General features: G+C 45.8%; 14 protein-coding genes. 4 read left to right on the plus strand and 10 right to left on the minus strand.

The genetic code is table 11. The annotated features are described in order from the left end of the window. Window positions 1-3: 3 nt before the first annotated feature. On the minus strand, window positions 4-1,263 hold the full coding sequence (locus M1K46_RS10695; protein WP_256225994.1) for a DNA polymerase thumb domain-containing protein: 1,260 nt from the start codon (window positions 1,261-1,263) through the stop codon (window positions 4-6). A gap of 177 nt (window positions 1,264-1,440) precedes the next feature. On the opposite strand from M1K46_RS10695, the gene M1K46_RS10700 reads away from it, so the two are divergent. Beyond that, on the plus strand, window positions 1,441-1,638 hold the full coding sequence (locus M1K46_RS10700) for a YqzH family protein (protein ID WP_062235177.1): 198 nt from the start codon (window positions 1,441-1,443) through the stop codon (window positions 1,636-1,638). Window positions 1,639-1,680: 42 nt separating this feature from the next. Here the strand turns inward: M1K46_RS10700 and M1K46_RS10705 are convergent, their stop codons facing one another. The 4 genes from M1K46_RS10705 to M1K46_RS10720 all read right to left on the minus strand — a co-directional run bounded on the left by M1K46_RS10705 (window position 1,681) and on the right by M1K46_RS10720 (window position 5,586). After that, window positions 1,681-2,427: an HAD-IIB family hydrolase gene (locus M1K46_RS10705; RefSeq protein ID WP_256225995.1), complete on the minus strand. Its 747-nt coding sequence runs from the start codon at window positions 2,425-2,427 to the stop codon at window positions 1,681-1,683. Then, window positions 2,390-3,634, minus strand: coding sequence for a glycosyltransferase (locus tag M1K46_RS10710; protein WP_256225996.1), 1,245 nt, complete (start codon window positions 3,632-3,634; stop codon window positions 2,390-2,392). Before M1K46_RS10710 ends, M1K46_RS10705 begins: the two co-directional genes overlap by 38 nt. 194 nt (window positions 3,635-3,828) lie before the next feature. Next, on the minus strand, window positions 3,829-4,617 hold the full coding sequence (locus M1K46_RS10715; protein ID WP_256225997.1) for an SDR family NAD(P)-dependent oxidoreductase: 789 nt from the start codon (window positions 4,615-4,617) through the stop codon (window positions 3,829-3,831). Window positions 4,618-4,620: 3 nt separating this feature from the next. Then, on the minus strand, window positions 4,621-5,586 hold the full coding sequence (locus tag M1K46_RS10720; RefSeq protein WP_256225998.1) for an MBL fold metallo-hydrolase: 966 nt from the start codon (window positions 5,584-5,586) through the stop codon (window positions 4,621-4,623). 417 nt (window positions 5,587-6,003) lie between these two features. Here M1K46_RS10720 and proC point away from each other — a divergent pair, with 417 nt between their 5' ends. The 3 genes from proC to M1K46_RS10735 all read left to right on the plus strand — a co-directional run bounded on the left by proC (window position 6,004) and on the right by M1K46_RS10735 (window position 7,950). Next, window positions 6,004-6,852: a pyrroline-5-carboxylate reductase gene (gene proC, locus M1K46_RS10725; protein ID WP_256226146.1), complete on the plus strand. Its 849-nt coding sequence runs from the start codon at window positions 6,004-6,006 to the stop codon at window positions 6,850-6,852. A gap of 59 nt (window positions 6,853-6,911) precedes the next feature. Next, entirely contained in the window at window positions 6,912-7,067 is a 156-nt protein-coding gene (locus tag M1K46_RS10730) for a hypothetical protein (RefSeq protein ID WP_248253064.1), read from the plus strand. A 103-nt stretch (window positions 7,068-7,170) separates the two neighbouring features. Further along, window positions 7,171-7,950 (plus strand): glycerophosphodiester phosphodiesterase, encoded by a 780-nt coding sequence (locus M1K46_RS10735; protein ID WP_248253065.1) that lies wholly within the window; start codon window positions 7,171-7,173, stop codon window positions 7,948-7,950. Between the two features lie 13 nt (window positions 7,951-7,963). Here M1K46_RS10735 and rnz read toward each other — a convergent pair whose 3' ends face one another. The 5 genes from rnz to M1K46_RS10760 all read right to left on the minus strand — a co-directional run bounded on the left by rnz (window position 7,964) and on the right by M1K46_RS10760 (window position 12,879). Then, window positions 7,964-8,899: a ribonuclease Z gene (rnz, locus tag M1K46_RS10740; protein WP_256225999.1), complete on the minus strand. Its 936-nt coding sequence runs from the start codon at window positions 8,897-8,899 to the stop codon at window positions 7,964-7,966. A 1-nt stretch (window position 8,900) separates the two neighbouring features. Next, on the minus strand, window positions 8,901-9,551 hold the full coding sequence (locus tag M1K46_RS10745; protein WP_256226000.1) for a phosphatase PAP2 family protein: 651 nt from the start codon (window positions 9,549-9,551) through the stop codon (window positions 8,901-8,903). A gap of 50 nt (window positions 9,552-9,601) precedes the next feature. Beyond that, window positions 9,602-10,795, minus strand: coding sequence for a DNA polymerase IV (locus tag M1K46_RS10750; protein WP_248253068.1), 1,194 nt, complete (start codon window positions 10,793-10,795; stop codon window positions 9,602-9,604). 115 nt (window positions 10,796-10,910) lie between these two features. Beyond that, complete coding sequence (locus M1K46_RS10755; RefSeq protein ID WP_256226001.1) at window positions 10,911-11,417, minus strand: winged helix DNA-binding protein; 507 nt, start codon at window positions 11,415-11,417, stop codon at window positions 10,911-10,913. Between the two features lie 340 nt (window positions 11,418-11,757). After that, window positions 11,758-12,879, minus strand: coding sequence for a tripeptidase T (locus tag M1K46_RS10760; RefSeq protein ID WP_256226002.1), 1,122 nt, complete (start codon window positions 12,877-12,879; stop codon window positions 11,758-11,760). Window positions 12,880-12,887: the final 8 nt, after the last annotated feature.

The following is a 12,887-nucleotide window of genomic DNA, read 5'->3' on the forward strand; positions in this document are numbered from 1 at the left end:
GTTTTACGCTTTATGCCCGCCTAAAAGGGTGCTGCGGTGCAGAGCCGTTCCTCCGCTCGTATAGGAAACGGCCCGGAGAAGAGCATTGGAGCCGTATTTCCTGCGGATATCGTCCATCACGTATCCAAGCTTTCGCTTTTTAGGATGCTCAAGTGTAAAGATGCTGAGCTGCGTTTCGTTATCTTCACATACATTGGATAGAGCAATGGTGATTTTACGGACCGTCTTTCCTTCATAAAAGGTATGAAAGAGTTCCAGGCACACCTGGTAGATCTCCATCGTAATGTTAGTCGGTTCAGCTACGGTCTTTGAACGGTAAAAACCCCCGCCCCATTCTTCTTTGCTGTAGCCGATTCCCAGACTGACCGTTCTTCCTGCTTTTTTCGCTGTTCTGGCCCGCCTTGCCACTTCTTCGCACATTTCTAAAATAACATGCTGAACCTCTTTCGGATCGGTATAATCACGAAGGAGGATCTGGCTTTTTCCATAGCTGATCTGGCCTTGCATGATGGGAGCCCCCACCTCCGAGAGATCCACTCCCCACGCATGATAATAAAGCTGATTTCCCATCACGCCGAATTTTTTTTCCAAGAGCTCCAGCGGATAATGGGCAAGATCGCCTACGGTTGTAATGCCCATCAGATTAAGCGTCCGTTCCACACGGGAACCGATGCCCCACATCTTGCTCAAGGGAGAAAGTTTCCATAGCTTCTCCGGAATGTCCTCATACGTCCATTCTTCCACGCCTTTCTTCTTCGCATCCAAATCCAGACAGAGCTTAGACATCAGCATGTTCGGCCCGATTCCGATGGCGCAGGGCAGACCGAACTCTTCTTTTATGGCAATCCGGATGGCCTCGGCCAGCTGCACCGGCCCTCCCCACAGGCGTTCTGTCCCGTCTGCCTGAATAAAACTTTCATCCACACTGTAAGTATGAATGGCCTCTTTTGGAACAAACCGATTGAGCAGGCGCGTGATCTCCATGGAACGCTGTAGAAAAAAAGCCATTTGGGCATCCACGATGTGAATACGGCTGTCTTTTGGAATCTCAAACAGCCGGCTTCCGGTTCTTATTCCAAAATCTCTTTTCAGACAAGGAGAAGCAGCCAGGACCACACTTCCCTGCCTCTCTGTATTCCCTACTACAGCAAGGTAACAGGTCAGCGGGTCCAGCCCTAAGCGCACAGCCGCACAGCTGGCATAAAAACTTTTCATGTCCATGCACAGAATTGAACGATTTTGAATCATAGAATAATCGATCAACTTCCTTCACCCCTCCAAAAGCAAACGTTCGTTCTCATTTATTATGTATACCCATTTTAACCGAATATATGTTCTCTTCTCAATGGAAATTTTTTCAGGGGGCTTTCCGGCTTAAAAAATCCATTGACCGGCAGGCATTCGTAGGCTACATTGTTGGGAGAGGAAAGGAAGTGCAGAATGGAAAATCAGCTGCTGCGCAAATGGCTGGAAAAGGCTTTGCTGGATTATTTTTACGAGAAAGAGGCCATCCCTTATACTGAAAAGGATTATGCTCTCCTGCAGGAACGAATAAAAAAAGAACTGCAAACCGAAGAGGCAGAAGATCCTTATTTGACGGTTCAAGATGTCGTATACAGCTTTATTACAAAAGAATAAGCAAACCCCCGATAAGCGAGGCTTATAAGGGGTTTGCTTGCTTTATATGCTATTCTTAACTGGAGTTTTTTCAAAGAAATGCTCCCACGCTTCATGAATTCCGCCTGCACAATGCTTTTGCGCACGGAAAATCATAGGGTGGTCTGGCAGCTGTTTTAATTCCTTTTGGCAGTTTCCGACAACGACAGCCGGATATCCAAGTGTAATCATATCACGGTCATTGCCGGAATCGCCGGCAACTAATACATTTGCTTTCTCCCAGCCTTTTTCCCGAAGCAGAAAGGATAGCGCCTCTCCCTTCCCTGCATTTGGCGGAAGAATGTCTACATCTCTTCCGGAACTGAAAATCAGCTTGTGCGGCACCGAACTGCCGCTCAGCTTTTGTTTCACTTCCTCAACCGCCTCATCGCTTTCTGCAAAATAGGAAAGCCGATGCACGGATGGAATCGATTGAGGCGTTAAGCCGCTGCAGGATTGAACGATGCGAGAAATTTCAGCGGGATTCCACTTTTCTTCCAATGTTTTTTTCCAGCGCTCATGAAGCTCTGGATCATTCAAGTCATACATTTCCGTACCAACATCCGAAATGAGAATGGAAGGCATCGGAAGCTCTTCCTCTTTGATCAGCTCCATGGTAGAAGCATAGTGTCTTCCTGTAACATAAACGAGCTGCACATTGTAGGGACGTTCTTTATAATAATCAAACAGCAAAGAAGTCAGTTCCTTCTCTCCCACCAAGGTTCCGTCTAGATCAGTAGCTAAAAGATGTGTAACGTTTTCTCGTTTCACCTGACAGAACCTCCTCGTACACCTGCTCTACCCTTGCTGCCACATTCGGCCAGCGGTAATCGCGTTCGGCAAGAGAGGATGCCTGTTTGCCGAGCCTTTGTGCAATGATGTCATTGTTTAAAATAATTTCCAGGGTGAGCGCCAAATCCTGAGCGTCTTTTGGGTTGACGAGCAGCCCTGTTTCTCCTTCAACCACCACATTTTGAAGCCCGCCGACACGGGAGGCAATCACTGGACATCCGCATGCCTGTGCCTCTGCAGCCACCATTCCGAACGATTCATAATAGGAAGGCACGACAGCAACGTTGGCAGCGTTAAAGTATTCCGCCAGCTGCTCCTGGCTTTTCGGCCCTACAAACTGAACATAACACTCAATTCCTTTCACCCATGAACGCTGTTTTTCCGGAATGGGAAGCTGGTCATCACCGATTTCTTCTTTCTGTCCTCCAGCAAGAATCAGTCTAGTGTTTGACGGGACGTCACCCCATTGAATCAAGTATCTGAATGCTTTGAGGAGGGTTTCAACACCCTTGGTTTCTTCCAGCCGGCCGGCATAAAACACGAGAGGGCCGTGAACGTCCAATTTTTGTTTTATCGCGGGTTTTTGGTTTAAAGGATAAAAAGTTGGAGATACACCGATCGGAATGACATCAACAGGTGCAGGCTGTTTAGTAAAGTCATGGATCAGGCTTTTCTCGCTGTTGGTCGTGGCGATCACGCGGTTAGCGGAACGGAGAATGGTTCGTTCATACTGGAACCTGCGCTCATCCCTTTCTCCTGTGGCCCGTTCTTTAGCTGCTCCAAGGGAATGTGAAGTATGGACAAACGGTATATTGTACTTTCTGCGAAGCTGGCGGCCTAATATCCCTGACAGCCAGTAATGAGTATGAATTATATCATATTGATCAACAGGAACAAGTTCCTCGATTTCTTTAAAAAAGCCGGGCAGTATTTGAAACATTTCATTTTTGGATACAAAGCCTTTGATACCGGCTTGGATGCGGATAACTCTAGAGCGTTTTCCAAATGCCTCCGTCTGAGGAGCATCTTTATCACACCAGTGGGTTATGACATCAACATCCCATCCCCTATTTTCCATGGCAAGCGCCAAATGGTACACATAATTATTCTGTCCTCCAGCTTGCTTTCCGCCCAGTTTTGCCAGCGGGTCTCCATGGTCTGATATAAATAAAACTTTTTTATTCATAACTGCTACCCCTCTTTCTATTGTTGCGGTCTATAACGTGTAAGTTACTTATACCCGTTCTCTCCTCAGACAAACCAAAATAGCTTCTTTAGTCCTATTAAATTAAGACTTTATTCCTTTTTGTGAAGGTTTAGGAAAACAAGAAAGATGCGCTAATATACGCATCTTTCTTGTTTACATAATATAATTATTGTCTATTTTTGTTTGAATGCATTTCCGCCAAGCTTTTCTACAAGCCTGGGAAAAAGCTGATAAAGCGTACTGCCTGCATTCATCCAAAGAGGCAGATTGATCTCACGGACAGGACGGCCGATCGCCGAAATGATTTTTTTAGAAACATACTCCGGGGACAGCATCCACTTCTTGATGTTTTTCTCATAGGAACCCGATTTGTCTGCGATGGAAAAAAAGTTCGTTTCAATCGGCCCCGGGTTGATGGCTGTTACCCATATTCCACTGTTTGCGAGCTCCATCCGCAATCCGTTTGAGAAGCCAAGAACAGCGTGTTTAGAAGCGGCATATCCGCTCGACTTCGGTGTGGATATCTTTCCTGCCTGTGACGCAATATTGATTATATGGCCAGAACGCCGTTCCAGCATTTGCGGCAGCACTGCCTGTGTACAAGCCATCAGGCCGACCACGTTGGTCTGAAGCATGCTGGAAAGATCGTTTAGGTCCGCATCAATGAAGTAGTCGAATATTCCAAATCCAGCGTTGTTGATCAGAACATCGACAGAAACCGTACGAGTGATCTCTGCGAAAACCGCTTTCACCTCTTCTGCGTTGCTAACGTCCAGCGAATAGATCAGCGCTTCCACATCAAAATGTTCTTTTAGATCTTTTTTTACGTTCACTAGTTTGTCCAGGCTTCTGGCGATCAGCACCGGCTTAGCACCAAGGCTTGCCGCATCAAACGCGATCCGGGCTCCAAGCCCTCCGGAAGCCCCTGTGATAACCACCGTTTTTCCTTTTAAATTCTTCATATCTTACGCTCCTTCTGCCCGCTTGTAGTAAATAATACCCTGTATGTCCTCCGCTTGAATCCTTCCCTCCTCTTCAAGCAGATCAAGATGCCCCACGGTTTCCGAGAGAGTAAGCCCAGGTTCCTTTTGATAGATCCTCGGGAATAAAAGCTTGCTTAATTCATAAGCCGTCTTATGCCCGGCGAGCATCTCCCATAGGACATCCGCCCGGTTGTTCTGCTGTGCAAGCCTTTCTTCGATCAACTCAGAACTGTTGGAGATCGGAAGGCCATGCCCCGGCAGGATGACGGTTATGGGGAGTTCGGCTGCCGTCTTAAGTGAATCCCGGTATTGCAGCAGCGGTTTAGGCCGGTCTCTTTTCGTGAGAGGGGGAGGCTCGATGAGTGCGTTGGATGAAATACGCTGCAGCAAAAAGTCCCCTCCAATCATAATACCGCTCTCTTGATGAAACAGAGAAAGATGATCTGGAGAATGGCCCGGTGTTTTCATGATTGTCCACCCTGAAAGCCCTGACACTTCTTCTCCTTCATACAACGCCGGGGAAGCATGGACCACAGCAGAAAACTCAAGATACTTCTTTAATTTCCTATGTTCAAACCGGACGGCTTCTTCCGGCATCCCCATTTTTTTGTAAAACCCCTCATAAAATTGATTTCTATGTACAAAAAATTCTTGCTGCTGGCTGAGATAGGGTATTTCTTCTAAACTTGCGAGCACAGCAGGCACCGGGCTCGTAAAGTATGAATAAAGACCGACATGGTCCGGGTGATAATGGGTAAAGATCACCTGTTCAATATCGTTTTCTTCCAGCCCGTTCTCCGCCAGTTTCTCTCGAAAGATGCCCCATGCCTCAGGCGTTTTTGGTCCGCAGTCAACAAGGGTAAGCTTTTCTCCCCGTATGAGATAGACATTGACATCCCCTACCGGAAACGGTGTCGGAAGCGCGATGGTTATTATATACTGGTTCAACATTTTCACCTGACCTCTTCTCATGCATATATATATATATCAATCAGTATAGCAAAAGATCAGCACTATAAAAAAAATAAATATTCAAAATTATCTTTTTTATAAACTTGACATACTGTACTGACTCATTGCATAATGTTTTGTAATAACTGAACGCTGAACACGGCGCTGAAAGGGACCAGTAATTCATTAAACGGCTGAAAGAGAATGGAATCCACCGGCTGAAAGATTCCAGCAGTGCGAAATGAATGAACCTATCCCCCGAGCCATCAGGGATTGAACCTGATCGTATGCCTTCGATACAGGCGATAAGCTGGGCTTTTTACCAAGCCAATTAAGGTGGTACCGCGGACCGCACTCCTCCGTCCTTTTCCAAGGATCGAGGAGTGCGTTTTTACGTTAACCTAAGTTGGAGGGATTGCCGTGTATAAAAAAATCGCGTTTATCGGAGCAGGTGCCATGGCAGAAGCAATGATTTCAGGATTGATCGCCAACAAGCTGGCCTCACCTGAACAGATCATTGCCGCAAACAGAATGAACACAAAAAGACTTCTTGAACTGCAAAGGAAGTATGAGATAAAAATTTCCGCCTCAGCCGCAGATGCAGTGTGTGAGGCAGAAATCCTCATCCTTGCTATGAAGCCGAAAGATGCTGAAGACGCCCTGCACTCGATCAGGGACGCTATCCATAAACAGCACCTTATCATTTCAGTACTTGCCGGGATATCAACAGATCACATCTCCACTCTGCTTCATACGGATGCCCCTGTCATACGGGCGATGCCGAACACATCTGCTGCGATTGGTTATTCTGCAACCGGCCTCGCCGCTGGAAAGTATGCTGAAGAGCAACATGTAAAACAGGCCGAAGAGCTTTTTAATTGCATCGGAACGACCACCTGCTTGAAAGAAGAAAGCCTGCATGCAGTAACCGGGTTGGCTGGAAGCGGCCCCGCTTATGTTTATTATTTAGTAGAAGCGATGCAGCAGGCAGCCTCCTCGCTCAATCTCAGTGAAACTGAGGCAAGGGATTTGATCGCGCAGACCCTGTTGGGTGCTGCCCATATGCTGAAAATGAGCGACGAACATCCCTTGCTGCTTCGGCAAAAGGTAACCAGTCCGGGTGGAACCACCGAAGCCGGAATTCAAATGCTGGACCATTTTAAAGTAAAAGAAGCGATTGAATCATGCGTCAAGCGTGCCGCACAGCGCTCAGAAGAGCTCGGGAGAATGTACACCCCGCCCTCTTCCGAAGGAATAGTTTGACAATTCTGTTATTTTATTTTATAATAAAACGACTATAGAGCAGCAACGGGAGGTATAAGATGCTTGATCAAGAAGAATTCAAGCGGTACAATCTGTTGTTTAAAGAGTTTGAGCAGTTTCTTACACGGCCACTGACAAAAAAGGAAAAAGATTTTATAAAATGGATCGTAAAAAATGATATGAGCATCGAACGCACATCGGCGCGAGCCACCTAAACAAGCCCCTGAAAGGAAATGGGCTTGTTTTTTTCTTGGATTTAGAACGTTTGACCTGCTTATGTTAAGGTAAAATATAAAGAGGAAAGGAGTTTTTCCCGCTATGACAAAAATCTTTGGACACCGGGGCGCAAGCAAGGTATGCCCCGAAAACACAATGGCCTCCTACACTCGGGCTTATGAAATGGGCGCAGACGGACTTGAAATTGATGTCCATTTAACAAGCGATGGTGTTCCTGTCATCATTCACGATGATACGGTCAAACGGACAACCAACGGAAAAGGATATGTAAAAAATTTCACGCTCGCTGAAATTAAACAGCTGGACGCGGGAAGCTGGTTTTCTCCAACCTTTCAAAATGAACGGATCCTCACACTAGAAGAGTTTCTGCAATGGATCTGTACCAAGCCGCTGCTTCTCAATATAGAATTGAAGAATAACAAAGTGATGTATGAAGATTTAGAGAAAAAAGTATACGATCTCGTAAATGCTTATGGAATGAAAGAAAAAACGATCTATTCATCTTTTAACCATTACAGCCTTGTGCAATTAAGGAGCATGGACTCTTACATTGACATTGCTCCCCTCTACTCTTCGGCCATCTACGAGCCATGGAACTATGCAAGAAGCATGGGTTCGCTGAGTGTGCATCCTCAATTTAAGAGCCTTCATCCCGTGATCCTGCAAAGCCTTCATGAGCATGGAATACGGGTCAGGCCTTATACCGTCAATCAAGAAAAATGGATGCATTATTTAATGAATTGGCGGGTGGATGCCATCATCACTGATGTACCCGATGTGGCGTTGGCTGTTAGAAATGGAGAAATTACTGAACAAAAAAGCTTAATCCTTGAAATGTATAATAAGTTAAAAAAAAAATGAGCGGGCTGCCCGCTCATTTTTTGCTGAGTTTTTCAATTGGAAAGACGCTGAAGTCATCGGCAATCTGCGTATTCGGAAAGACTTCCCGTGCTTCTTTTAAAAGAAGAGTCTTCTCCTCTTTATGATATCTGGAACTGATATGGTTCAAGATCAAGGCAGCTGCATTTGCCCGTCTGGCGGTAACAGCAGCCGATCTGGCTGAAGAATGGCCGAATTCCGCTGCCTTTTCAGCCAGTTCGTGAAGAACAGTAGCCTCATGAATAAGTACCTCAGCATCTCTTCCCAGCTCCACCGCATTCTCGCAGTATTTAGTATCGCCAAGGATAGCGACAATCCGGCCAGGAACAGGAGGGGAAACAAATTCACTGCTCTTGAGCACCGTTCCGTCCTCCAGAGTAATATCCCTGCCTTCTTTCAATTGCTGATATAAAGGACCGGGTGGAAGGCCCATCTTTTTTAACAAGCCGGCTTCCAGCTTTCCAGGCTGTGCCTGCTCTTCTACGCGAAAACCGAAACAAGGGATCACATGCTCAAGTTGCTTGGCGTATACCCGGCGGCCTTCCTCTTCACAGATCAGCCCTTCATCTATTTCTATCACTTGAATCGGATAGGTAAGATGCGTCTGGCTTATGTTCAAAGAGGTGTCGATGAAGGCCTTTATTCCCTTTGGTCCGTATATGGATACCGGACTCTCTTCACCATTTTGGAAGGAGCGGCTTCCCAGCAGGCCCGGCAGACCGAATAGATGGTCACCGTGCAGATGAGTAATGAAAATTTTATTGATCTTACGCGGTTTGAGAGAAGTGTGCAGGATTTGATGCTGTGTAGCTTCTCCGCAGTCAAAGAGCCAGATTTCTCCTCCCGTCTGCAGGAATTTAAGGGCAACCGAAGAAACATTCCGTTCCTTTGAAGGCATTCCGGCTCCCGTTCCCAGAAAATGAAGTTCCATATCAGCTATTCCTTTCATGCTTTAAAATAGAAATCATGAGGCGATAAGTGACAACGAAAAAAAGGAGCAAGCTTCCTCCCGCAAGAAATCCTGCCAGCACATCACTCGGATAATGCACACCAAGATAGACTCTGCTTAATCCGACAAGTACGATATAAACACATCCTCCAGCGGTTATAAGATGCCGCACCCAACTATGCTTAGCCTGTCTCACAAGCAGGTAGAATAACAGTCCAAAAAAACCGATGGAGATCATGGCGTGTCCGCTCGGAAAACTATATCCTCCGATATCAACTAGGCGATGGAGGGATGGCCTCTTTCTTTCATAGATTCCTTTAAGAAAAGCGTTACCGTAACGGATGACAAACAAACAAATCCCCAGGATTACCGGTTCAAGCCAGCTCCTCCTCCATAAAATAGAAAAAGCAGAGAACACGGCAAGCACTATAAATTCATTGGTCCTTGCTGCACTGTTTGTGATCACTATAAAAGCTCGGGTCAGCTCGTGGGGCTGATATGCCGTTACTGCATCAATCACCGTCTGATCCAGTCTCTTTACGCCAGCCTCCCGATAGACGGCTGCAAGCAGAAAAAAGAAAATAAAAAGCAACAAAAATCCAAGCACGTATGGCAGATGGATACTTTTCTTCAATTATAATCACCCGGCCTTTGGCTCGATAAAAAGCTGTCTACAACCTATAGCTATGATGGATCATCTGTTAGTTTGCCTCGAATAATGGAATGATCACCAAACTTTTTTTGAATATCGCTGATCAATCGATTTACATCATCCCGTTTTTTTTCCTGTTCAAAAGTAAACAAGTCCATCTGTTTATAGGCTTTTTCTTTAGGGATAACATCCGCGGCCGTAATGCCGAGCAGCCGTACAGGTTCACCGTTCCAGTGTTTTGTAAACAAGGACCAGGCATGTTCCAGGATTTCACTCTTATCATGAAAGGGATTCTCCAGTGTCTTGCTTCTCGTAACCGTCTTCCTGTCTCCATACCGGATCACAATCTGAAGATTTTGACCGACGACTTTCTTCCCTTTCATCCGGCGTTCAACAGAATCAGCCAGAACTGAAAAGACGCGTTTAAGCTCCGTTTCATCACTCACGTCTTCAGCCAGAGTGGTCGAGTTGCCAACGGATTGAAATTCTGAGGCGCGCTCCGGGTCTACTGGGCGGTCATCGATCCCGTTCGCACGCTCCCACATCCTCACTCCGTTTTTTCCGAAGCGGTGTTTTAAACTGTACGCGTCTTCCTTTGCCAGGTCACCGATCGTATGAATATTATATTTTTTTAGTTTTTCTTCTGTGGCCTTTCCGATCCCATGCATTTCACCTACGGTCATCGGCCAGAGGATCTGCCGGATCTCCCGCTTTCGCAAGACGGTAATCCCCATAGGTTTCTTCATATCTGAAGCCATCTTCGCAAGAAATTTATTCGGGGCAATCCCTATGCTGGAAGGAAGACCCAGTTCATGATACAGCCTGTTTTGAATTTCCTCGGCAGCTTCGATGGGGCTCATGGATATCCTCGTAATATCAAGATATCCTTCATCGATTGAAACAGGCTCTACAAGCTCAGTATATTCCCGAAGCAGCTGAAACATCTTCTGAGACATCGTCCTGTATTTTTGAAAATCCGGCCGTAAGACGATAAGAGATGGACAAAGTTTTTTTGCCTGCCACAGAGGCATCGTAGTTTTTACTCCAAACTTACGTGCTTCATAGCTGCAGGTTACGATGATGCCGCGGCGCTCTTCGGGATTGCCGGCGATCGCAAGAGGCTTTCCCTTTAAAGTGGGATCCATCATACTTTCTACAGAAGCATAAAAGCTGTTCATGTCGACATGCAGGATAAATCTTCGTTTTATATTGGCAGACCTATCCATGTTGTTCCATCTCCTTCAATCCTTTTCCTTTCCCATTATATGAAATGGGAGAACATAAGAAAAGCGAAAGCCGTTCATATCACAGGGTTCACACCATAAAAAAGACAAGGTTTATTCACCTTGTCTCCACTTTATCCCGCAGCTGCCTGCCTGTGTTTTCAATCCATTCCACGTATTCTGTTCCGTGAAAATGCTCATTCATATCCCTATGTAAGTTTATAAGCTGCACCAGAAATTCCTGGTTCCCATGATCCTTGCTCCAGGCCTGCAGATAACTGTACACTGAGTATTTGCCTTCAGAAGACATCTGCTGTTTTTTTGCTCCTTCTTCCGTAAGCGTTACGTACGAAATTCGCCGATCATGATCTTTTTTCAATAATTGTATTAAGCCTTTATCTTTCAGGCGTTTTATAACCTGCATGACTGTCGAAACATCCCATAATCCGAGGTGTGCTATGCGGGAAATCGTCGCCTCTCGTTCAAAGGATACAATCCATAGAATGTGCTGTTCAGCTTGGGTCAATCCCAATGACTTCGCTGATTTTTGCCATTCATCTTCAAGAACCTTGTACACTCCCCGCAAATAATTCATCATCATATGCATGTTCGCAAGTTCACTCATCCAATCCCTCCGGCTTCCCATCCTATTTATACATTTTTTTCCATGATTAAACTACAACCAAATATACTAATTTGAGCAATATATGTCAACCTTGACCTGAGGGGGACATAACAAAAGGCTGTTTTCGTAATCTTTGTTGCTCTTAGAAGTGGTTGATTTCCGTTTCAGGCTACTCGCTTTCCGCGGGGCGTGCGTTGAGCCCTGCTGGAGTCTCGCACCTTCCACTCCACTCAACTTGTCATCGAAGATTTTTTTGCATGTAATGTTTCCACAGTCAAATTTTTTTAAAAAAGGAGCTGCCAGAAGGTCAGTTTATGACTTTCTGGACAGCCCCTTAGCTTTACTCTCCTGCTACTTCCTGAATAACTGCAACCACGATCTCGGCTGTTTTCACCAGTTCCGTGATCGGCATTTTTTCATTTTTAGTGTGGATTTCCTCGTAGCCTACAGCAAGGTTAACAGTTGGAATACCATGGCCGGCAATCACATTCGCATCACTTCCGCCGCCGCTTTGCAGCAAGCGGTGAGAACGTCCGATCCTTTCAGCAGCTTTCTTAGCCACTTCAACGACATGGTCTCCATCACTAAACTTAAATCCAGGGTACATGACTTTCACATTCACTTCAGCACGTCCACCGAACTTAGAAGCCGTTGCTTCAAATGCCTCTTTCATCTTAGCAACCTGAGCTTCCATTTTCTCTGTTACGAGAGAACGGGCTTCTGCCAAAATGGCCACATGATCACAAACGATATTGGTCTGTGTGCCTCCTTCAAACCTTCCGATGTTAGCCGTGGTTTCTTCATCAATTCTTCCGAGCGGCATTTTAGAAATGGCTTTTGCAGCGATTGTAATGGCTGATACACCCTTTTCAGGAGCAACACCGGCATGCGCTGTCTTTCCATAGATATCAACCATCAGCTTGGCTTGTGTCGGCGCTGCAACAATAATGTCACCGACTTTGCCGTCACTGTCGAGCGCGAAACCGAATTTTGCGGTTAATCGGGAAGGATCAAGTTCTTTCGCTCCTACAAGCCCTGACTCTTCCCCAACTGTGATGATGAACTGGATGTCTCCGTGTTTAATATTTTGTTCCTTTAAAAGTTTAACGGCTTCGAGCATCGCTGCGAGGCCTGCCTTGTCGTCCGCCCCAAGGATGGTCGTTCCATCGGTTACAACATACCCATCTTTAATCGAAGGTTTTACCCCATTGCCAGGTACGACCGTATCCATATGGGAGGTGAAATAAATCGGATCCACCCCGCCCTTGTTGCCTTTCAGCTTACAAATCAGGTTGCCGGCGCCGTGTTCAGTTTTAGATTCAGCATCATCTTCAAATACTTCGACACCAAGATCAGTGAATTTTTTAGTAAGGACTTTGGAGATTTCCTTTTCAAATTTTGTTTCAGAATCGATCTGTACCAATTCCAAAAACTCTTCTAGCAATCGTTGCTCATTAACCATTGTGTCTT

It is taken from the genome of Fictibacillus sp. WQ 8-8 (assembly GCF_024494405.1).
Lineage (GTDB): Bacteria > Bacillota > Bacilli > Bacillales > Fictibacillaceae > Fictibacillus_C > Fictibacillus_C marinisediminis.